Here is a 21,539-nt window from a genome sequence, read left to right on the forward strand (position 1 = left end):
CAATACCAAAAACGCCGTCGAGCTTGGATGGACAGACCGGAGACTGGCCCGGGGCGAGGCCCTATCGTAAGTGGTGGTGTTTTTAAATCGAGAGCACCCAGACGTTGCGCCATGAGCGCTTCTGTCTGACGACTGAAGGCCGCTGATCAGAGGCCTCTATTTTCGTATTCACTATGTGCACTCAAGCGAAGAGAGGATCTACATGTCTGCCCCTAAAAAGTGGATTCAAGCCAAAATCCAAAGCCTCGACCCAAGCAAGGATTACATTGAAATCTGGCGTTTATCGAACAGCTACGGGCTGAACGACTTCATGCAGAACTTCATCTACGCGTTGACCTTCCCTAATTTTGTCGTCACCGATTGGGGCTCCAGAGCGGTCTGGCGTGAAGACGGTGGCAAAGTCGTTTCACGGTCCACCTCGCGTGTAGAGCAGACCGGCAGCGCCAATGCGCTGTGGTGGTTCTACGGTCCTGAAGACAGCCGCACCATCAAGTCGGTTGAAGGTATTAATAATCTTCATGCGCATTGGGCCAAGCAGTATCCCGGTGCCTTTTCTTATAATGACGATTACGTGTACGTCTGTGCATTCACCGCCATCACAATGCACCGTCTGAAGTTGAAGATGGGCGCCCCGGGCCTCTCCGAGAACGAGAAGATTGCCGCGCACTTGTTCTGGCGTGACATGTGCAAACTCTTCCGTGCTGAAAACGATCAGCCGATCACTGGTTACCCGGATAGTTTCGACGCGCTCGTGGAATTTTGCGAAGCCTTCGAAAATGCTCCAAAACCCAAGCTTGAACGTGGCAATCTCATTATCACGGCGATTCATGAGCAGTTTGTCTTCCGCTTCTTCCCCAAGGAGTTGCATTGGTTTGGCCATCAGTTACTGCGCGCCATGTCATTGACCACCACGCTCGACACCATGCAGGTCGACCGCCCTGACCCCGCCGCGGCCCAGCTTTTGCCGCAACTGGCCGGCTACATGATGGGCATGATGGAAATGAATGCCGACGATCCGACTGAAGCCTATATCGAAGAGCGGATGAACATGTCCAGTGAAGATAAAGCCGAAGTGCGAAAGGGCATCCAGGCGCTGGACAAGCAGTTCCCCGAGCATTACGTCGAAACGTACAAGAACGATCCTAAATTTGTCGGTTGCCCTTTTCATGCCGCTTTGGGCGATGGCGTTACACCGCAAAATGCAGCCGACAAACAAAGCATCAAGTCCATAGAGGCTCAGGTAGCGGCTTTGGGCGGCGACGAGTAACGCCAACTCACCTTGTTGCCCTGCATGACAATCAGCCCCGACAGGGGCTGACTGCGTGGTGCATTAAAAAGGGTAGTGGTGACCACCTGGCTGCCAGGTCACCCAGTGTGCGCGAGTGAATTCATCGACGGCATAATGACCGTTGAAACGCCCGAGCCCGGAGTTCTTTTCACCTCCGAAGGGCGCGTTTGGCTGGTCATCGACGGTGATGTCGTTGATGTGCGTCATGCCGGCGACGATGCCACGAGCGAACTGCAACCCGCGCGCCATGTCTTGGGTGAATACCGCACTGGACAACCCATACTCGCTGGCATTCGCAAGTCGCAGGGCGTGCGCTTCATCGTCGGCTATGAGCATTGGTAACAGTGGGCCAAATGTTTCATCTACCGCCAGGGCGTCATCGGCTTTTACGTTGCCGAAAACATGCGGTGGGAGCAACAGACCGTTGGCTGAAGCGCCGAACAGTTTAGTCAGGCCAGCGCTGTGTGCCTGATCAATCTTGCGTAACAGGCCATTCAATTGCGATTGATTGACGACAGGCCCAATCACGGTGTCCGCATCATTAGGGTTACCCACTTTCAGCTTGCTGACCCTCTCCACCACAAGTTCTGCAAACGCCGGGTATAAGGTGCGATCAACAATCACTCGGTTGACGCTCATGCATATCTGCCCTTGATGCAGGAAACGGCCGACCACGGCTGCGTGAGCTGCCACTTCAACGTCGGCATCATTCAGCACCACCAGTGGCGCGTTACCACCGAGTTCAAGAGCAACGCGTTTGATGTGCTTGCCACCCGTGGCGATGCGCCCGACATTGCGCCCCACGTCCGTAGAACCGGTGAACGAGATCAGCCTGGGTACTCGATGTTCCACGAAGGCGTCACCGATTTCCGATCCGGCGCCCACAACAACGTTGATGGTGCCCGCAGGGAAGCCCGCCGCCTCCAGTAGGTAGGCGATCAACAATCCGCCGCTGACAGCGGTATCACTCGCAGGTTTCAGCACTACGGTATTACCTAATGCCAAGGCCGGAATAACGGAGCGCATGCTTAGATAAAGCGGAAAATTCCATGGGCTGATCACCCCCACAACGCCAAGTGGATCACGGAACACAAAGCTCTGTTCGCCGGGCTTGTAGCTGGTCAAGATCCGACCCTCTACTTGCATCGGCATGCTCGCGCATTCTCGGACCAGGTTCAGCGTGCTTTGCCACTCGATGCCAGCCTTGATTCGAGTGCTGCCCGACTCTTTGATGAGCCAGTCGATAATTTCTTCACTGCGCTGCGCAACGATAACGGCAAGTTTTTCAAGCAACATAACCCGTTGGCCGGCGTGTAGCGCAGCCCACTCCAGCTGTGCCTTTTCGGCGGCCAGATAGGCTTCATCCAGATCGGCGACCGAGGCGAGCGGCATGTCCAACAGCAACTCGTTGTTGAAGGGGTTGCGGTTGTCCAGGCGTTTGGTTGAGCGACCTGGCTGCCAGCGGCCGTTAATGTATTGATGACCTTGAATGGCAAATGGAGCGGGTGCGTTCTGGTTGTTCATTTAGGCGACTCGATCAATTTAATGGATTGACTTCCCTGCAAAATCAGGTGCGCATCCAGGCGCGGCCCCAGGAGTTAAGAGTGTGCTCACTCTGCGGCCATACGCCGGCTTCACGGTCTGCTGGCGCCAGTTCAAGTTCGGCCGAGAATTCCAGTCGGTTCCGATCGGCATCGACCACCATGAAAAACAGATTGTTGCCCGGACCATGACGGCCAGGGCCGAAGAAAATGCTGATGCGCTCCTTGGCAAACCGGTCGCCCCAATCACGAATGTCATTCCACTCATTGGTTTCGTAACAATGGTGGTCCCATTCATTCTTCGACCCACGGAAAAAGGCGAGGGAGTGATGCTCGTCGTCGGAGCGCAGGAAACACACCATGAGCTGGCCGGTTTCCTGGTCGACCACGTTGTCGGAAATGGTGAAGCCAACGGTGTTGACGTAAAAGTCGATAATCGTCTCAAGCTCGGTGGTTTGGAACACAACGTGCTGCAACCTCGACGGCATGCCTTGCAGTTCAGCACTTGTATCGGGAAGTACTACGCCGAATATTGTCTGGCGACCCTGTGGATCCCGAATGGCAAACGCGCCTGGCTCAAGTAAAGGCGAGGTCACCGGATCCATCTGGCATTCACGCTCAATCAGGTTCTGACGCAGCGCTTCCAGTTTGGCGTTGGAGTGGAGGTTGAAGGCAGCGGCCAGCAGGCCGCTATGGTCGGCTGGCGAAATGATTGCCGCTCGTTTCGGCCCCCGCATCACCTGGCTGCCATCTGCTTGTGGCGATGCGCGCATGTCCATCATTCGCGTATAAAAATCTACCTGGCGTTGAGGTTCTTTGCTTGCCAGGTGCAGGTAGCACAGTTGAGCAGGGGTCGAAGTCTGGAGGGTCGTCATGGAAAACTCCGCGATCAAAGAGTAACTGGGGAATGGGCGGTATTGGCAGCCGCGACGGCGACTGTCGTAGCCTGTGCAATGCCCAACAAGGACTGAAGAGCCAGAGCTGTTTCTGACTCCTGAGCCTGGTCAAATATGGCGGCGACATAGCGGTCGGGACGTAGCAGCAGGAAGGTGCTGGCCTCGGCAAACAGTGCGCTTAACTCACCGTTGCGATCATGTACGATCGTGAGTCCCGCCAAAGGGGGCGGAAGCGGAGCGTCTTGTGGAATGATCACGATGCGCTTGGCATCCAGGTGGGTCCAGAGCGGGTGCTGCAGTTGATCCATGCGTTGGCTGCGCAGATCGCCATATTGAATCAAGGCAAAGCCCGGGCCGATATGCTCATCCAACAGTTGCGCGCAGCCGTGAGAGTCGAAAAGAGTCGGCTGCGGCAGCATGGTCCCGGCGCGCAGGTTGCCGGCCTTACCTTGGGATAACACCAGGCCCTGGGTAAAACGAGGCTTTGGTTTAAACTTCATTTGCAGAAAGTAATCGCGCAGAGGCGGGATCAGCCCGATCACGCGGAAGGTGCTGGTAATGAGTTTGGCGTGCAAGGCCGAAGCCGGCGCCATGACCACCCCGAGATTCAGCGCCAGCTTGATCAGCGCCCAGGCATGATCGCGGCGTTCGCTTTCATAGGTATCGAGGGCGCTTTTCGCCATTTGTCCCCGGAGTACCGCCACAAGTTTCCAGGCGATGTTATGCGCATCACGCACACCACTGTTCATGCCTTGGCCCGCATAGGGTGGGGTCAGGTGCGCAGCGTCACCGGCGAGAAAAACACGACCTTCCTGCCAGCGAGAGGCAACCCTGGCGTGGAAGGTGTAGACCACTTTGCGCACCAGCGAATAAGCTTTTTCACCCCGGAACGGCCGCAGCAAGTTGCCAAGGCTAGCGTCGCTGAGCATTTGCTCATCAGTCTCGTCGTCTTTGAGCATGAACTCGAAGCGACGTGTCTGATGAGGGCCGGGGACTTCTACGACAGGTCGCTGCGCGTCGCAATACACACGAGTCTGCCAGAACGGGTCATCGTCCTGATCCAGATCCACGACCAACCATCGGGACTTGAAGCTGGAACCCACCATATCGATACCCAGTTGTTTTCGAACCGGGCTTCTGCCGCCATCACAGGCAACCATGTACTGGGCGTGCACCTCAACCGTGTCACCGGCCGCATTTTGTATTCGAGCGAGAACGCCTGAGGCGTTCTGTGTGAAGTCGATCAGTTCATGGCAGAAAAGCGGAGTCAGGCTAGGGAAACGCTCCATACCTTGCATCAGCGTGCGTTCGAACAGGGGTTGCCTGAACGCATTGCGTTTGGGGTAGCCGTATTGCTTGCCGACAGGTTCGACCTTGCCAAAGCAACGTCCCCCTGGCTTGTCGAAGTAGTGAACGCCGTAGCCTTTGACGACGTCAGCCAACACGGCTTCATCCAGCCCGGCTGCCTGCATGGTTCGCAGCGACTCATCGTCGATCGAAACGGCACGCGGTTCAGTCACGGTGCTGGCTTTACGATCAAGAATGGTCGTACGCACGCCGGCCTGTCCGAGGAGGTTGGCCAACGTGAGTCCTGTCGGGCCGGCACCGATAATCAGTACGTCAGTATTCACGGGTGTAAGGGTTGTCATTTTTATTCCCTCGGTGACCGCCGGGCTGGTCAGTCCAGTACTTCTGGTCTGTGCGCCAGCGCGGTCATGAGTTGTGAAAGATTGTCGGCAAGGGCGAGGATTTGCTGGCCTTGCACTTCATCCTGTTCGCTATCGCGTTGCGAGGTCGGGCGCACGCAGCTGATGCTGCCCACCACTTTGCCGTCGCCATCGAATATGGGGGCCGCGAGGCCAAAGACGTCAGCATCGACTTCGCTGGTGCTCAGCACATATCCCTGGCGGCGCAAGCGTTGGAGCGAGCGCCGGAACACCTCCCACGTCTTGCCAAGGTTGCTGGACTCGATGTCACTCGGGTTTTCCAGAAACAGTTGGCTTTGATGCCGTGAGCCCATGTTGGCGAGGATCGCTTTAGAGGTCGCCCCCATGAACAAAGGTCTTGGCGATCCTCGCGAGTAGCTCACTTGGTTGGAAAGGTTGCCGGTTTGATGGATACAGACCACTTGATCCTTGAACAGCCGACACACCAACCAGGCTTGCTCGGCAACCCATTGCGGAAAGGTCGACTCCAGGGAGTGCGCCGCGCGTACCAACGGATCACTGACGCGCAGTTGGCGATCCCAGGTGATGATTCTCGCGCCCAGCGCATAGCGACCGGCCTCCACCTGAAACAGCAAATTGGCCTCGGCCAGTTCGCGTACATAACGGTAGGCAGTGGAGCGTGTGAACCCCAGCGCATTTCCCATCCCGTCGACCGTCCAGATGGGATGGTGCTCGGTGAACAGGTCGAGAATTCGCAGCATCCGCTCCAGGCTGGAGCCTTTGCTGTCTGCCAGGTGCTCGGTGGTGTCTTCGGAATCAAACGGTCTTTGCATGTCAGCTCTCGTCTACAATACTGTTGCGCAGGATACCAATGCGCTCGATTTCGATTTCGACGATATCGCCCGGCTTCATCCAGACTGGTGGCTCGCGGAATGCACCAACGCCGCCGGTGGTGCCGCTGACGATTACGTCTCCAGGGGCCAGTTCAGTGAACGCGGTGCAGTACTCGATCAACTTGCGCACATCGAAAATCATGTCGCTGGTGCGCGTGTGTTGCATCACTTCGCCGTTCAAACGAGTCGTCAGTTCCAGGTCCTGCGGGTCGACGATTTCATCGCTGGTGACCATCCATGGGCCGAATCCACCGGTGGCCGGGAAGTTCTTCCCTGGAACAAACTGGATCGTGTGCTTCTGCCAGTCACGTACGCTGCCGTCGTTGTAGCAGGCATAGCCGGCGACGTAGTCCAAGGCGTCCTCCGGTTTGACGTGGCGAGCGGTCTTGCCGATCACCACGGCCAGTTCACCTTCGAAGTCAAGCTTGTGGGACACGGTTGGGCGAACGATGGGCTGCAGGTGTGCGGTCTGGCTGTCGGCAAAGCGGGTGAAAATCATCGGGTAGGTCGGCATGTCCCGACCAGTCTCGCGCACATGCGTGGCGTAGTTGATCCCGATGCAGAGCACTTTGCCTGGGTTGGCAATGACCGGCAAAAAGGTGATTTCACTCAATGCCAGGCGAGGCAGGTCTTTCAGCGCATCAGCCCCCAGTTCGCTCAGTCGATTGCGCGCGATGGCTTCTTTGAGGTCCGCACCCAGGTGAGACTTGAGTGATTCCAGGTCAATGACGTGGTCACCTTTAACAATGCCGTACGTGGAACGGTTTTGGTAAACGAAGCTTGCGATTTTCATGGGTATGCCTCTGGTTGCATCAATGATGTGTAACAGACTGTGAGGGTGTGGGTTGTTGTTTGCTCGCGGGGTCAAGTCGTAGCAAGGTAATCGCCGTCAGCGCGATGATTCCCGGAACCAACGCTGCGCTGAGGATCTCTGTCAAAACCCAGCCGGCTGCCAACATCAAGCCGCCGCAAACGGGCCCTGTAATGGAACCCACTCGCCCGACGCCAAGTGCCCAGCCGATGCCTGTGGAGCGTATTTCCTGTGGGTACAACTCGGCGGCCAAAGCGTTAAGACCTGCCTGCGCGCCTTGCACCAAAATGCCCAGCAACAACATTGCGGGGAAAAGCGAATAAATCGAAACAGGCAATTGGCTGAGCGCCAGCACGATTGCCAGGTAGCCCATGAATTCGATGGTCAATACGTTGACCGACCCCCAGCGGTTCATCAGCCAGCCTTGTACGACCGAGCCGATCACACCTCCCAGGCTGAAGAGAATGATGGCGCGAATGCCCATGCTCAGCGGTGCATGGGCTGCCACTAACAGCGTCGGGATCCAGCTCATGATGAAGTACAAAATCAGCAAGTTCATGGCATACGGCAGCCAAAGCAGCAGGGTGCGGCGCCACATGCCGGCTGTGAAAAGACGACTCAGGGAGGTAGAGGAGGTTGCCTGTTGGCGTAGTTGGCCAAGACTGGCGGGCAGTTCTGCGAGGTTGGGTGCGAGCCGTTTAATGATAGCGCTGAGGGCAGCACGACTGCCGGGTTGGCGACTGAGGAACTCAACCGACTCTGGAAGCCGCCACACCACAACGCCGGCGACCAGCAACGGCAGCGCGCCACCGATCAGGAAAAGGTTTTCCCACCCCCAGGTAGCGAGCAGTTGGTCGACCGTCAAGCCAGCCAGCATGGCGCCCAGTGGCATGCCACAGAACAGCAGCGTCAAGGCACTGCGCGAGTAACGTCGCGGGCTGTATTCAGAGATCAGCGCCACCAGGTTGGGAATTGCCCCGCCGAGGCCTATGCCGGTCAGAAAGCGCACGACGAGCAACTGCGAGACGTTGTTAACAAATGCGGTCAGTAACGCGAATGTGCCGAACAGCAGGATCGACAACACCAGAATTCTCTTGCGCCCCAAGCGATCCGCCATAGGGGCCAGTAGCAGTGCGCCGAGCATCAAACCAAATAAACCCGCCGCGAACACCGGTGCCAAGGCTTGGGGCGTTACGTTCAAGGTTGATGCCATGGCAGTCACCAGAAAACCGACGATCTGGGTGTCGAATCCGTCTAGCACTGCGACCAGTACGCAGAGGGCGAGCCCCTCCCATTGCAACCGGCTGACAGGGCGGGCGTCAACGACGTCGCAGAGGATATTGCTGGGTGTAGGCGTATGCATGAACTGGCCTCTTATTGTTTTTATTGTCTGGGCAGGCAGGTGCCCTTGACTGAGGCTAAATCTATTACGAAGCAAAAATCCTGTAAAGATAAAATAAACCAAAATCCCAAATAGCAGGAAATATGATATTTTGGTTTCTCGTCGGCATGCACCATGGCAATGAGAGCCGCGTGCGGCTGCGTTTCCCTCATCAGGCTGCGGATCTCAGTTCATCAAATGAATAAGTGGATCACTCAATCATTCGGTCGCTTGATTGGCCGTTTTGGCATGCAGCCCGAGCTTCAGTGGCCTTCTCGGTCAGCACTGATTTTCAGTCTGCACACAACCACGGCAGCTCTCTTGGCGCTGGTCATCGCTCAAATGCTGGACCTGCACCATCCTTGGTGGGCTGCGATGACAGTCTGGCTGGTGGCGCAACCTACGCGAGGCCTCTTGATCGAACGCATCGGCGCGCGGCTGATCGGTACGGTGGTGGGAGCCATGGCAGGTGGACTTTTGCTGACGGTGTTCTTTGATCAGCAGCACTGGCTAATGCTCGTACTGGCAGCCTGGATCGCAGCGTGCGCCGGGTATGGAAACCTGTTTCGACATTTTCGAAATTACGGTTTTGTGCTGGCAGGCTACACCGCAGCGATCGTCGCGCTGTTTGGTATTCAAGACCCCGTGCTCGATGTGGACCTAGCCCTTGGCAGAATCTATTGCACCGTCATCGGCGTGTTGGCCTCAGCTTGTTTTTCATGGCCGTTTACTGGCAAGTCCGCGTCCCTGGAATCCGTGTACAACCGACTCGATGCGCTGATTGTGGCCAGCGTTCGCTACAGCCTCAAAAGGTTGCAGGCAGGCACTGCACACGATGCCAAAAGTTTTAGTGCGCTGTTGCAGGAACTAGCGGCGCTTGATCTGTGCCTGGATGAAATTGCTGCAGGTTCTCGAACAATGCGTTTACGGGTCTTTCGCACTCGCGACACGCTGGGCGCGCTTGTCGATTTACTCGTAAGTAGCCATTTCGATGTTGGCGAAAAACTCCGATTTCCCTCTGACCTGTTGGTAGCAACTCATCCTGAATCGGCAGCTGCAATGGTGCTCGCGGTGATCAATGAGGTCCACAAAAACACTGAAAACCTTGCCGCAGGCACGCTGTTCGTTGAAAAATTACAACGCGTCTTTGCAGCGTTGAATGCTTGTGAAACGCCAGGCAGGGAAGCGTTGCAATCAACTCAACAGCGCGACTGGCACGCAACATGCCTCGCGGGCTCCAGATCCTTGATTGCGATGTCCATCGCCACCGCAATGTGGTGGGGCCTGGGTTGGTCAGACGGTCCAATGATGGTCATGACGGCCGTGTTGTTCGCCTCGCTGTTCTCCAGCCATAGCCACGCCAGTGCGGCGTTAAAAGACGTACTTGTTGGCTCGACCGCTGGAGCCGTTCTTGGCGTGATCTGCCGTTTTTGGCTGTTACCTGAAGTGGGAACAGTGTGGGAGCTGGCCTTGGTTATCGCACCATTTTTGATGATCGGAGCGTTGCTCATGGCTCGACCCGGTACAGCAAAACTGGCCATCGACCTGAACATGACCTTTTTGTTAATCGCTCAACCTGGATTGCAGGTAGACACCTCCCTTGAACATACCCTGTTGCAGATGTTGGCAATTCTGGGCGGGGTGTTCACTGCCGTGCTGACCTACCGATGGTTGGTTCCTTCATCGCCAGGCTCCCAGCGCAAGCGCCTGTGCAAGCGCATTGCGCGGCTCGCACTGAAGATCTCGGATACACCTGCCCCACCTGCTCAGGCACGAATTTATGATCAAGTCAGGGGTCTTCTGACAAGTCTGATCAGCCTCGAAAAAAAGGCCTCTCCACGGCTCATTGCTGCGTTCGAATGCGCAGCGATTGCTCAGCTTTTCGCTCACCACCGAACTGATGAACATCACACCCTTGCACTGCACCAGCAATTGGAAAACCTCGCGACTTCCAGGCTGGCAAGCAAGAAGAATACTGGCGCTGACATACTTTGAATCAACCGGAGAACACCCATGTCTGACCGCCCAACACCGTGGCAAAACTTTACTGGCCAATACATCGCCGGGGCCTGGCGTTCCGGAAGTACGCGCAAGGTCTTGGAGAACCGCAACCCTTATGACAACGCCCTGCTGACCGAGCTTTCGCTGGGTGATGTTAGCGACCTCGACGACGCCTACCAGGCGGCAGCAACCGCGCAGAAAGCATGGGCGCAGACGTTACCTAATGAGCGCTCAGCCTTGTTCATGCGCGCCGTTAGCGTACTGGAAGCCAGGCACGAAGAAATTGTCGACTGATTGATTCGTGAGTCAGGCAGCACGCGTACCAAAGCCGAAATCGAGTGGTCAGCGGTACGTTCGACCATGATCACGGCCGCGGCCATGCCTTCGAGAGTCGTCGGCCGCATTCTGCCAATCGACACCCCCGACAAAGAAAGCCGCGTTTACCGTAAACCACTGAGTGTGGTCGGGGTTATCAGTCCCTGGAACTGGCCGATGCACCTTTCCAATCGGTCTATCGCACCAGCACTGGCACTCGGTAACGCCGTCGTCGTGAAGCCTGCCGACGATACGCCGGTGACCGGTGGTTTGTTGTTGGCGAAAATTTACGAAGAGGCCGGTTTTCCGCCGAGAGTTTTGAACGTGGTCGTGGGAGACGTGGCTGATTTGGGTGATGCCTTTACCCTGCACCCGATTCCAAAATTCATCTTCTTCACGGGATCGACTCGGGTCGGACGGCACATTGGCGCGTTGGCAGTCACAGGCCCGACGCTCAAGCGAGTCGGGTTGGAGTTGGGTGGGAATGCTCCGTGCGTGGTGCTTGATGACGCGGACCTCGATCTGGCGGTGCACGCCGCCGTTGTGAGGCGCTTCCTGCACCAAGGTCAAATCTGCATGAGCAGTAACCGGATTATCGTCGACGCCTCGTTGCAAAAGGATTTCGTCGAAGCGTTTGTCGAGCGCGTTCGCCAGTTGAAAGTCGGCGATCCTGACCTTGCAGATACAGTCATTGGCCCGCTGATCAACCGTCGCCAGTTGGAGGGCGCAGTGGCTCGGATCGAAGCGGCGAAAGCCGAAAGCATCGAGTTGTTGCTCGGTGGCGCTGCACACGGGCAGGTACTGCCGCCTCATGTGTTCGTCAATGTCGATAACATGAGTGACTTGGCCCAGGCTGAGCAATTTTGTCCTGTAGCGCCGATCATCACTGCGCGTGCCGAGGCACATGCGCTGGAGTTGGCCAACCAGACCGAGTTCGGCTTGTCGTCTGCGGTGTTCACCAAGGATGAAGGTCGGGGCCTGCGTTTCGCTCAACAGATCGAAGCCGGCATGACTCACATCAACGACATCTCGGTCAATGATGATCCGAACAACATGTTTGGCGGCGAGAAAAACAGCGGTATCGGTCGCTTCAAGAGCGAATGGATCATCGCGGAGCTGACCAGCGATCACTGGATCTCGGTGCAACACAAACGTCGCGCTTATCCGTTTTAAGGTCAGGGTTTTAGTGGACTGATCGTATGGCATGAATGCCCCTTGAAAGGGGCGTTCCTTCATACAAAGACTGCCCTGCAGCGATACGTTATTTGCAGGGCAGTCAGTTGTGCGTTGCTGTTGCCAGAACGCTCGGCTAGACCTCTACCGGTGGGTTATGGGATCCAGTTCCCATGAAAACCCAGCGGTATATGATGATCCAGCTTTACCCGTGCCAATGGTGCGCCCGTGAAGTCGCTCGCGTCGTGGATCACCAGTTCGCTTTTGTTTGTCTGGGGATCCCACCAGACGACCAGCAACCAACCATCGTCTTCACTCACCGCATCGGGTTTGGCCACGAATATCGGCTCGGCAGGGGACACGTCCCTGTCACCTTCCAGTGTTTGGTACTCGGTTTTGCCTGAAATAAAATCGTGCTTTATCAGGCAATTGAAATCGTGGCTGTCACTTTTGGGCTGGTGCACACCGGCAAAGTAGCCGTATTGGTGTTTTGCACCCAGGAGTTTTTCATTGATCCTAGGAAATTCGACGGAGAAATTTCCGACCCGTGCTCGTGTCATCTGACCGGCATCGAGATCCAGGGTCCAGCGGTACAGCACGGGAGGTGTGAACGGCGAGCGTCCAGCGTCAGGAAAAGGAAACGGAAAGAAATTCTCGACTTTTATATCATCGACAAACTGGAGGTCACTGACGCAGCCGTCGACGATTATTTTGCCATCTTCCTCGTAGGCGTTGACGAAGTGTGTGGTTTGGTAAGCTTCATCGGTGAACCATTGAGTTGCACCGGTCTGCCGATGGACCACCAGGGTTCGATTGCTCTGCTTTGGGTCAAACGTCCACGCAGATTTGCCTGCAGGAACTCGGTCGGGTGATTCTGGACGCCAGTTGATGGGCCCAAAGAAGAAGACAAAATGATTTTCAGTGAACATGAAGTCGTGAATATAGGCGGGGGCGTCAAGTGTAACGACGTGCTGTTTCAGGATGTTCCCTTGTTTGTCAGCCAGTGCACAGACGAATCGGCGGGTTTCGGGTTCGACCGTATACAATAGTAGTTCATTTTTTGCAGCGTCGGTATGGATATGCGCGGTAACCAGTGCATCAATTGCGCCGTGGAAATCAAAGGTACCAATGGTTTTCAGGGTGTTTCGGTCAAGTTCATAATAGTGTCCACCCGCCTCTTGCAGAGCCAATACGCGTCCGTCGATTTCCACGACATTGACGTTGGCTACTTGCTTGAAAGCAGCCGGCCCCTTTTCAAGCTGTGGTTGAGCTACTTCGTAAGACCCGTAAATACCGTTGTAGAGCGATCTGCCGGCTGCTTCTTCTTCCTTGAAACCATCGGTGCGCACCCATTTATTGCGGTAGTTGACAGCGCCGTTGCTGATATAAAACCCATGAACCATGCCATCTCCGTCGAACCAGTGGTATCGGTCAGGGCGAGCAGGCTCCCAACGCTGGTTGGATCCGGTTCGAAAAAGCACGCCCTCAAGTTCAGGCGGTACAGTACCTTCTATGCGAAGTTCATTGGCGATGATTTCGTTGGAGAGGGGTTGGCGAATACCTTGTAAAAAGGGGCTGCTATTGTTCCACATGATGTATCTCCCGAAGGCTAATAGGGGTGTCTTATTAAGGGTTAATAGATTGCTAGCCTTTGGTGTTATTGCTGTCTCCGGGTTGTGAGTACGAATTCTTATGGAGTGTTGGTACTGAGGTACATGCAGTTGTTTATGTTGAGCTCGTCACGGTTTATGTGGTCGCGCGATCAAGGCAGGATTGCAAAGAATACCTGCCGTTGACCTGCCTCAGGTTCGCGGAGTTGGTGTTTTATTTATACCGGCTTGCCAGACTCAACTATCCGTACAGACTTTTTGTGGGTAAATGCCAGGTAGCTGTATCGGCCGTGATATTCGCCCATCCCTGAACCGCCCACCCCACCGAACGGCAGGTATGGCGAAAACGCGTGCACCAGCACGCCGTTGACCTGAGCATCGCCGGCTTGAATGTGGTCGATGAGGGGGTTGGCATTGGCTATGTGGCCTGTGAACACATACACGGCCAGTGGTTTGGAGTGATGTTGATTGATGAGATCGACTGCGTTATCCACCGAATCAAAAGTCAGCACCGGCAAAATGGGCCCAAACAGCTCTTCGGCCATCAGCGCATCGTCCCATTGCACTTGGTCGACCACGGTGGCGCTGAATACGCGCCGTTCTGGGTCTGCATCGCCGCCGACCAGCACCTTGCCCGCGCTCTTGCTCAACAAGTTTTGAAGACGCGATACTTGTTGGCTCGTGACGACTTTTCCCGTGGAACCGATGTCGGGCAGGTCCTGCTGAATGCGCTGCGTCAGGCGAGTTAGCAGTTCATCCTTGATGCTGCTGTGGACGTACAAGTAATCCGGTGCGATGCAGGTCTGGCCGCTGTTGATGAACTTGCCAAACATCAGCTGCGACACCACCAGATCGACATCGGCATCGGCCAGGGCAATCAAAGGGCACTTGCCGCCTAGTTCCAGGATCACTGGTGTGAGGTGCGCGGCGGCTGCCTGCATCACTATCTTGCCGACGTTAGGGCTGCCCGTGAAAAAGATGAAATCGAACGGCAAGCTCAGCAGGTGAGTATTCTCATCGCGTCCACCCTGAACCACAGCTATGTAGTTGGGAGAGAACGCTTCCTGAATGATTTTCTCGAGGACCAGTGAAGTGTTGGGGGTGGTTTCGGAGGGCTTAAGGATGCAAGTGTTGCCGCCAATGATTGCGCCTATCAGCGGCGTCAGCGTCAGGTTTACGGGGTAGTTAAACGGCCCGATGATGTAAGTAACGCCAAAGGGCTCTTGCGTGACATAGCACTGGGACGGCGCAATCAGGTCTGCGGTGGGTACCGTTTCTGGTGTCGCCCACTCGTCAAGGTGGGCGAGGGCGAAATCGATTTCGTGGAGGACTGCGCCGATCTCCGCGAGGTCCACATCGGCCTTGGGTTTTCCTAAATCTTCGTCCAGTGCGACGTACAGCGCCTCTTTGTGATTGAGCACTGCCTGTTTCAGGCGCTCCAGGCTGTGTTTGCGAAACTCGATGGGGTGGGTTTGGCGGGAGGCGAAATAGGCACGCTGCGACTCGAATACTGCATCGATGGACTCGGAGCTTGGATAGTTCATGGGTTGTCACCTTATCGAATTCAGTGGATGTTTATGAGCGTCACGCAGATCAGCGAAAGTAATCTTCACAGAGCATTTTGGCAGCGTGCAGGGCCAGCGCCTGAGTGGGCGCGTTGGTGTTGCCGCTAGTAATGTTGGGCATGATCGAGGCATCGATGACACGCAGATGCTCCACGCCTTTCACACGCAGGCGACCATCAACGACGGCACCTTCGTCCTTGCCCATGCGACAGGTGCCGACCGGGTGCCACATGGTGGTGGCGACGCGTTTGACCCATTCGCCAATCTGCTCATCGGATTGCACGCTGGGACCCGGTGAGACCTCTTCGTCGATCACCGGCGCTAGCGATTCCTGAGTCAGGACATGGCGCATGGCTTTCACCGACTCAACGGCCACGTTCAAATCGTATTCGTGGCCGATGAAATTTGGGTTGATCAGCGGCATAGAGGTAGGGTCAGCGTCAGCCAAACGTACCCAGCCGCGGCTTTTAGGCTGAAGCACCACTAACTCGAAGGTCACGCCGGGGCGCGTACCGGTAGGGCTCAAGCCGTCTTTGGAAATGATTGGTACGTGATAGCACTGAACGGTAGGGTCGCCCTGTAAGTTCAGGGGATCCCAATAGCTGACCGTCTCGATGCCGCTGCCTGCGGCCGGGCCGTCTTTGGTCAGGATGTAGCGGATCCCTGCCTTCAGCGGCCCAAGGCCCTGGGCAACGCTTTGATAGCCCAAGTTCCCTTTCACATAGGCGCTGAGCGGTACGATAGGGTGGTCATGTAGGTTTTCGCCCACGCCGGGGGAATCGACCATCACCTCAATGCCGAATTCCTGCAACTGGGTCTTGGGGCCTATGCCGGAATGCATGAGAATCTTCGGGCTGTGTACCGCCCCGGCGCTGAGTATGACCTGCTTGCCCTGGATTTGCTGCGTAGTCCCGCCCTGGAGTATTTCGACCCCTACCGCGCGGTGGCTATCGATCAGCACCCGAGTGACCGTTGTGTTCGCCAGCAAGGTGACGCGGCCACTCTCCAGATGACGGCGCAGGTGCGCGACTACGGCACTGCAACGGCGACTGTTCTCGATGTTCGATTGCACCGGTGACACACCGATCTGGCTGGCGCCGTTGTAATCCGGATTGTAGGGCAGGCCGTATTCCTGAAATGCCTTCAGGCAATACTGGTTCAGTTCGTTGATCCCTTTGGGCAGTTGCACGGCCAGATTGCCTTGGGTGCCATGATGTTCATCATGGAACGTGTCGTTTTTTTCTTGCTCGATGAAGGCACGCCACATGCTGGCGTGATTCCAGTCCCCGTCGCCTGCGGTGGCTTCGTCCCACGCATCGAAATCGCGTTTTTGGCCACGCACATACGCCATGGCATTTACCGACGTGCCTCCCCCCAACACCTTGCCGGAGCGAAAGCGTCGCTCAGTACCATGCTGGGCGACGGTGGAATGGGTCCACACGTGTTTATCCTTGGCCAGGATGGTGCCGAAGCCGGCTGGAATGTGGATCAGCGGGTCGGAATCCTTGCCGCCGGCTTCGATCACGGCAATGCTGGCCCGACTGTTCTCGGCCAGATAACTGGCCACCACGCATCCGGCTGCACCACTTCCTACAATCAGCACGTCAAAGCTTTTAGTTGTCATATTTACCCACTGCGGATCGCTCTTGAACGGATGAGTATTGAGGGGGGATAGCGCACTGCCTATCAGACATCGCTATCAAAAGCCGAGATCAGGAATCGTTTAAGCGGGCGCTTTCGCTGTTCAGATTTTACAAATCTGAACAGTACAGTTGGACAACACATAGTACTTTGCCACTCTTTAAAAATCAAAAATAGCGCATTAAGATAAAAGTGCTCTATATTGTCTGAGCAAGCCTGCCTACAATCCGGCCAGGCAGGTCCGTAATGATCGATCTGACAAGAGGAGCCTCCAGTGCCCAAAACGCTGCTGCAAAAACTCTGGGAAACGCACGTCGTACGTCATGACTCGGACGGTTCTGCGATGCTTTACATTGATCTGCAGTTGATCAATGAAGTCACCAGCCCCCAGGCTTTTGAAGGTTTATCGGCAGCGGGGCTGAACCCTTGGCGAAGCGGCACGATCATCGCCACCTCGGACCACAATGTGCCGACTAGGGACTTGGCTCTGGGCATTCAGGATCCGGTAGCGAAAATTCAGGTTCAGACGCTTGAGCGTAACTGCGCTGACCTGAACCTGCGCCACTTTAAAATGGGTGATCAAAGGCAGGGCATTTTGCATGTCATCGCGCCTGAATCTGGCGCCAGTCTTCCGGGAATGACCATCGTCTGTGGCGACTCTCATACCAGTACCCATGGTGCTTTCGCGGCCTTGGCATTTGGCATCGGCACTTCCGAGATCGAGCACGTTCTCGCCACCCAGTGCCTGCGTGTTTCACCCATGGCGGCGATGAAGGTTCAGATCGACGGCGAATTGCAGCCGTTCGTGACCGCAAAAGACTTGGCCCTGAGCTTGATTCGCAAAATCGGTACTGCGGGGGCCACCGGTCATGCAATCGAATTCACCGGCAGCACGGTCAGTAGCATGTCCATGGAAGCGCGGATGACCCTTTGCAATATGGCAATCGAAGCCGGAGCTCGCGTCGGGCTGATCGGTGTAGACGAGACCACACTGGCCTACCTGCACGGCCGACCTCATGCGCCGCGAGACGCAGGCTGGGAGGCCGCCGCTACGTTTTGGCGCACGCTTCACAGCGACCCTGGGGCAATTTTCCAACAGGTGGTGAACCTGGATGCAGCAAAAGTTGCCCCTCAAGTTTCATGGGGAACTTCTCCGCAAATGGTGTGCGATGTTCTAGAAAAGGTGCCCGACCCCGCGGACGAAGTAGACCCCGCTAAACGTCAGGCCTTGGTCAGCGCGCTCGACTATATGGGGATTACAGCGGGCACAGCCATCGTTTCAATCGAGCTCGACAAGATTTTCATAGGCTCCTGCACCAATGCACGCCTCGAGGACCTGCGAGCAGCTGCCCAGGTTGTAGTCGGTCAAAAAGTATCCACGCGTATCAAACAAGCATTGGTGGTGCCGGGATCAGGACAGGTCAAAGCCATGGCTGAAGCCGAGGGCTTGGACAGGATATTCATCGACGCTGGGTTTGAATGGCGCGAGCCCGGTTGTTCGATGTGCTTGGGAATGAACGAGGACCGGCTGCTCCCTGGGGAGCGTTGTGCATCTACGTCCAATCGCAATTTCGAGGGGCGTCAGGGGCAGGGTGGCAGAACTCACCTCGTGAGCCCGGTCACTGCAGCTGCGGCGGCCCTGGCAGGACATTTCGTTGATATAACCGCTGCCCAGATAAGGAGTTGAAAGGCCGTGAAACCATTCAAGCAGTTTTGTGCAGTAGCGGCGCCGCTTGATCGAATCAATGTGGACACGGACGCCATTTTGCCGAAGCAATTCATGAAATTGATCAGCAAATATGGCTATGGCGATTACCTGTTCGATAACTGGCGTTATCTAGACCAAGGCCAACCTGGGGACGACTGCTCGGTACGACCGCTCAACGAGCAGTTCGTGCTCAACCAGCCCCGGTTCAAATCAGCCCAAATCCTGCTGTGCCGAGATAATTTCGGTTGTGGTTCGAGCCGCGAGCACGCGCCGTGGGCCTTGCGTGATTTCGGGTTCAAAGCGCTGCTCAGCACCAGTTTCGCAGATATTTTTTATGGCAACTGCCTTAAGAACGGCGTGCTGCCCATCGTGTTGACCAAGGATGAAATGGATCACCTGTTCTCACTCGCGGCCCGTGATGCTGCGTTGCAACTTGAGATCAATCTAGCGGACCAAACCGTTTCCCAGCCTGAGGGCGTGATCTACCGTTTCGAGATCGATGCATTCCGCAAAAAATGCGTGATGTTGGGGCTCGATGAAATCAGCCTGACGCTCGCTCAAGCCGACGACGTGCGCTTATACGAAAGCAAGCGACGCGCCACCGAGCCTTGGCTGTTTCCAGAGAGCTGACGGCGTTGTGTATTTCATGATCCAGAAGACGCCAACACCGTCATTTTCTGCGTCATCTCGGCCCCGGCCTTCGCAACAATAGGCGCGAGCAGCGTTCTCACTTCCGGGGAGGCATCGACAACGGGTATCACGATGCTGATGCTGCCGATCACCCGTTTATCGTCAAAAACGGCGGCTGAAATACCCGCAGCGCTATTGCCCAATTCGCCTGAAGTGATGACTACGGACTCGTTTCTCAGCGATCTCAGTGTCTGTTTGACTTGCGCCCAATTGGCCCCAAGGCCAAAGCGCTCGAATTCGCCCGTTACGCCTTCGTAGTAGGGTTTGACCTGGCGCAATGGCAGGTGCGCCAGGATGACCTTTGAGGCTGCGCCTTGGTAAAGGGGCCTTGGGAGGCCGCGCTCATAGCTGATGTCTTGCTTGAAACGGGTGGTGAACTCCTCATGCACGCACATGACGTGCTCTTGGAAGTACCGGCATAAAATCGCGATGCTGCCAGCGGGGGCCGCATTCAGCATGTCACCCATGACCAACCTTGCAGCCTGGATCATCGGATCACCCAACCGCATTTTTCTATCCAACGCGATGATTGCTGGGCCCAGCACGTAGCGCCCCGGGATAAAGGCGCTGATGTATCCGGCACCCGACAGGGTTCGAAAGTAACGGTACGTATGGCTCGCCGATAGTCCTAACTCGATCGCCGCTTCGTCCACAGACCAATCAGATTTGCTGTCTCCACTGAACAATTCGAGCAGGCGCATCAAGCGATCCTGGGAGCTGCCTTTGGGATCTTCTGCGCCTGAGACTTGCATGGCTGACGCGCCGGTTACCTGCTGCTTTATCAACCCTGCCCCCTTAGGAAGGTGTGCTTGACGGAGTCCGTCATGTTACCGCCAAGCTCGACCACGAGGTGAACAAAAACAAAAATAGCGCCATAAGATAAAATCGTTGACATTTTTTTGAAAAAACATAATTATCGTATTACAACAAATAATACAAAACACCTTAAGGTGTGAGGGTTCCATCATGAGCGAGCTAGCGCAGCCATCGTCCCCCGTCCTCGACATCGCCCCTATTCTCGATCACGGAGAGTGGACGTCCTATCAAAAGCGAATTCTCTTCTTGGTCGCCCTCGTCATGGTGTTCGATGGCGTGGACGCGCAGGTGCTCAGCCTGTCGCTGTCCTCCATTTCAGCCGAATGGGGTATCAGCCGCGCAGCCTTTGCACCGGTGCTGGGATTCAGTTTCGTGGCCATGGCACTGGGGACGGCCCTCGGGGGCCTGTTGGGCGACCGCATCGGCAGAAAATGGACCCTCATCGCGTCCAGCGTAACGTTTGGCCTGATGACGTTATTGGGCGCGCTCGCCGATGACATCGTCTTTCTGGGCGTCTGCCGAGTGATTGCATCGTTGGGCATGGGAGCAGCCATGCCTAACGTCACGGCAATGCTGGCTGAGTACACGCCTTTGCGCCGGCGCAGCCTTGCCCTCGCCATCGGGATGAGCGCGTTGCCTTTTGGCGGCATCGTCGTTGGCCTGTTAGGGGCGCAAATTCTTCCTGCCCTTGGCTGGCGCAGTTTTTTCGTGATTGCGGGGTGTGCGCCGTTGATCGTCGCGCTGACGCTGATCATTGGCGTCCCAGAGTCGCTGAGATTTCTGGTGGCGCGCGGCATCAAGCCGGCAGCGTGCCTGAACATCATTCGCCACCTGGGGCATGCAGTGTCATTGACCACCACGTTGGAGGACAGCGGCGAAGCGGCTGCAGTCAAGAAGGCTTCGGTGCGAACGTTAATGGCCAGCGAATATGCTGGCGACACACGGGTGCTGGCGGTCGCTTTCTTTACCGTGATTCTGTCTAGCTACCTCATGTTTACCTGGTCCCCCTCCCTGTTCGTCGAGGCCGGTTACAGCGTCAGTATGTCCAGCGCAAGTATGGCGTTGTTCAGCCTCGGTGGCCTGATTGGAGGGGTGGGTGGCGGCTGGCTGTTCAGTCGCTTCGGTTCGCGCAAAACCATGCTCTGCATGGCGGCGGGGGCGTTGGCCTGCTGCGCTGCGCTGATGGTAACGCCGTTGGAACCTGCAGCGAATTCGCTCCCTATCATCACCGTTAGCCTGCTGCTGCTCGGCCTCTGCGTACCGGGCACACAAGCAATCCTATTCGTGCTGGCGGCGCAGATATTCCCTACCTCAATGCGTGCAAGTGGCGTCGGTTTGCCCGCAGCTTTCGGACGGCTGGGCGCGGTGCTGAGCGCTTTCATCGGCCCCTGGATTCTTGCCAGCACAGGCACTCGGTTCTTCGGTTTTATAGCAGCCATGATGTTGATTCTTTTTGTCGCGCTGACCCTCGTCCGTCGCCACATCGCACGGACCGCAAACCAAGACCGTAGCGATGCACGGCTGAACGAAGTTCGATAGATAG

At 56.2% G+C, this 21,539-nt stretch carries 15 protein-coding genes and 1 pseudogene; 6 read left to right on the forward strand and 10 right to left on the reverse strand.

Going from position 1 to position 21,539, the window contains the following annotated elements; all coding sequences use genetic code 11:
- The first annotated feature begins 202 nt into the window (after positions 1-202).
- Positions 203-1,267 carry a hypothetical protein gene (locus tag A7D21_RS07415; RefSeq protein WP_020300876.1) on the forward strand — a complete coding sequence of 355 codons (1,065 nt, stop codon included), beginning with the start codon at positions 203-205 and terminating at the stop codon, positions 1,265-1,267.
- A 63-nt stretch (positions 1,268-1,330) separates the two neighbouring features.
- Here A7D21_RS07415 and A7D21_RS07420 read toward each other — a convergent pair whose 3' ends face one another.
- The 6 genes from A7D21_RS07420 to A7D21_RS07445 are packed head-to-tail and all read right to left on the reverse strand — an operon-like array spanning position 1,331 to position 8,561.
- Positions 1,331-2,812, reverse strand: a complete 1,482-nt coding sequence (locus A7D21_RS07420; RefSeq protein ID WP_047531102.1) for an aldehyde dehydrogenase family protein — start codon at positions 2,810-2,812, stop codon at positions 1,331-1,333.
- 43 nt (positions 2,813-2,855) lie between these two features.
- The gene (locus tag A7D21_RS07425) at positions 2,856-3,704 is read right to left on the reverse strand and encodes a VOC family protein (protein ID WP_020300874.1); all 849 of its coding nucleotides are present in this window, start codon (positions 3,702-3,704) and stop codon (positions 2,856-2,858) included.
- Positions 3,705-3,718: 14 nt separating this feature from the next.
- Positions 3,719-5,374: a bifunctional 3-(3-hydroxy-phenyl)propionate/3-hydroxycinnamic acid hydroxylase gene (locus A7D21_RS07430; RefSeq protein WP_069551385.1), complete on the reverse strand. Its 1,656-nt coding sequence runs from the start codon at positions 5,372-5,374 to the stop codon at positions 3,719-3,721.
- A gap of 29 nt (positions 5,375-5,403) precedes the next feature.
- Positions 5,404-6,225 (reverse strand): IclR family transcriptional regulator, encoded by an 822-nt coding sequence (locus A7D21_RS07435; protein WP_047531096.1) that lies wholly within the window; start codon positions 6,223-6,225, stop codon positions 5,404-5,406.
- A 1-nt stretch (position 6,226) separates the two neighbouring features.
- Positions 6,227-7,078 carry a fumarylacetoacetate hydrolase family protein gene (locus A7D21_RS07440; protein ID WP_020300871.1) on the reverse strand — a complete coding sequence of 284 codons (852 nt, stop codon included), beginning with the start codon at positions 7,076-7,078 and terminating at the stop codon, positions 6,227-6,229.
- Between the two features lie 19 nt (positions 7,079-7,097).
- The gene (locus A7D21_RS07445) at positions 7,098-8,561 is read right to left on the reverse strand and encodes an MFS transporter (RefSeq protein WP_256556015.1); all 1,464 of its coding nucleotides are present in this window, start codon (positions 8,559-8,561) and stop codon (positions 7,098-7,100) included.
- A gap of 114 nt (positions 8,562-8,675) precedes the next feature.
- Here A7D21_RS07445 and A7D21_RS07450 point away from each other — a divergent pair, with 114 nt between their 5' ends.
- Complete coding sequence (locus A7D21_RS07450) at positions 8,676-10,472, forward strand: FUSC family protein (RefSeq protein WP_171902598.1); 1,797 nt, start codon at positions 8,676-8,678, stop codon at positions 10,470-10,472.
- A gap of 18 nt (positions 10,473-10,490) precedes the next feature.
- Positions 10,491-11,966, forward strand: a pseudogene (locus tag A7D21_RS07455) (aldehyde dehydrogenase family protein).
- Between the two features lie 155 nt (positions 11,967-12,121).
- Here the strand turns inward: A7D21_RS07455 and A7D21_RS07460 are convergent.
- The 3 genes from A7D21_RS07460 to A7D21_RS07470 all read right to left on the reverse strand — a co-directional run bounded on the left by A7D21_RS07460 (position 12,122) and on the right by A7D21_RS07470 (position 16,765).
- The gene (locus A7D21_RS07460; RefSeq protein ID WP_047531090.1) at positions 12,122-13,558 is read right to left on the reverse strand and encodes a carotenoid oxygenase family protein; all 1,437 of its coding nucleotides are present in this window, start codon (positions 13,556-13,558) and stop codon (positions 12,122-12,124) included.
- 236 nt (positions 13,559-13,794) lie between these two features.
- Positions 13,795-15,120, reverse strand: a complete 1,326-nt coding sequence (gene mdlD, locus A7D21_RS07465) for an NAD(P)-dependent benzaldehyde dehydrogenase MdlD (RefSeq protein ID WP_047531088.1) — start codon at positions 15,118-15,120, stop codon at positions 13,795-13,797.
- Between the two features lie 49 nt (positions 15,121-15,169).
- Positions 15,170-16,765: a GMC family oxidoreductase gene (locus A7D21_RS07470; RefSeq protein ID WP_047531086.1), complete on the reverse strand. Its 1,596-nt coding sequence runs from the start codon at positions 16,763-16,765 to the stop codon at positions 15,170-15,172.
- Between the two features lie 291 nt (positions 16,766-17,056).
- Here A7D21_RS07470 and leuC point away from each other — a divergent pair, with 291 nt between their 5' ends.
- Together leuC and leuD are read left to right on the forward strand one after the other, a co-directional pair.
- Complete coding sequence (leuC, locus tag A7D21_RS07475) at positions 17,057-18,469, forward strand: 3-isopropylmalate dehydratase large subunit (RefSeq protein WP_047531084.1); 1,413 nt, start codon at positions 17,057-17,059, stop codon at positions 18,467-18,469.
- Between the two features lie 6 nt (positions 18,470-18,475).
- Complete coding sequence (gene leuD, locus A7D21_RS07480; RefSeq protein ID WP_069551387.1) at positions 18,476-19,120, forward strand: 3-isopropylmalate dehydratase small subunit; 645 nt, start codon at positions 18,476-18,478, stop codon at positions 19,118-19,120.
- 14 nt (positions 19,121-19,134) lie between these two features.
- On the opposite strand, the gene A7D21_RS07485 is transcribed toward leuD, so the two are convergent.
- Positions 19,135-19,881, reverse strand: a complete 747-nt coding sequence (locus A7D21_RS07485; RefSeq protein ID WP_047531080.1) for an IclR family transcriptional regulator — start codon at positions 19,879-19,881, stop codon at positions 19,135-19,137.
- Positions 19,882-20,146: 265 nt separating this feature from the next.
- Here A7D21_RS07485 and A7D21_RS07490 point away from each other — a divergent pair, with 265 nt between their 5' ends.
- Positions 20,147-21,535 (forward strand): MFS transporter, encoded by a 1,389-nt coding sequence (locus A7D21_RS07490; RefSeq protein ID WP_081997922.1) that lies wholly within the window; start codon positions 20,147-20,149, stop codon positions 21,533-21,535.
- Positions 21,536-21,539 lie beyond the last annotated feature (4 nt).

It is taken from the genome of Pseudomonas sp. AP19, from assembly GCF_001728855.1.
Taxonomy (GTDB): Bacteria; Pseudomonadota; Gammaproteobacteria; order Pseudomonadales; family Pseudomonadaceae; genus Aquipseudomonas; species Aquipseudomonas fluorescens.

Coding starts and splice junctions, on each gene's coding strand:
- A7D21_RS07415 (WP_020300876.1), top strand. CDS start 203: ATGTCTGCCCCTAAAAAGTGGATTCAAGCCAAAATCCAAAGCCTCGAC.
- A7D21_RS07420 (WP_047531102.1), bottom strand. CDS start 2,812: ATGAACAACCAGAACGCACCCGCTCCATTTGCCATTCAAGGTCATCAA.
- A7D21_RS07425 (WP_020300874.1), bottom strand. CDS start 3,704: ATGACGACCCTCCAGACTTCGACCCCTGCTCAACTGTGCTACCTGCAC.
- A7D21_RS07430 (WP_069551385.1), bottom strand. CDS start 5,374: ATGACAACCCTTACACCCGTGAATACTGACGTACTGATTATCGGTGCC.
- A7D21_RS07435 (WP_047531096.1), bottom strand. CDS start 6,225: ATGCAAAGACCGTTTGATTCCGAAGACACCACCGAGCACCTGGCAGAC.
- A7D21_RS07440 (WP_020300871.1), bottom strand. CDS start 7,078: ATGAAAATCGCAAGCTTCGTTTACCAAAACCGTTCCACGTACGGCATT.
- A7D21_RS07450 (WP_171902598.1), top strand. CDS start 8,676: ATGAATAAGTGGATCACTCAATCATTCGGTCGCTTGATTGGCCGTTTT.
- A7D21_RS07460 (WP_047531090.1), bottom strand. CDS start 13,558: ATGTGGAACAATAGCAGCCCCTTTTTACAAGGTATTCGCCAACCCCTC.
- mdlD (WP_047531088.1), bottom strand. CDS start 15,120: ATGAACTATCCAAGCTCCGAGTCCATCGATGCAGTATTCGAGTCGCAG.
- A7D21_RS07470 (WP_047531086.1), bottom strand. CDS start 16,765: ATGACAACTAAAAGCTTTGACGTGCTGATTGTAGGAAGTGGTGCAGCC.
- A7D21_RS07485 (WP_047531080.1), bottom strand. CDS start 19,881: ATGCGCCTGCTCGAATTGTTCAGTGGAGACAGCAAATCTGATTGGTCT.
- A7D21_RS07490 (WP_081997922.1), top strand. CDS start 20,147: ATGAGCGAGCTAGCGCAGCCATCGTCCCCCGTCCTCGACATCGCCCCT.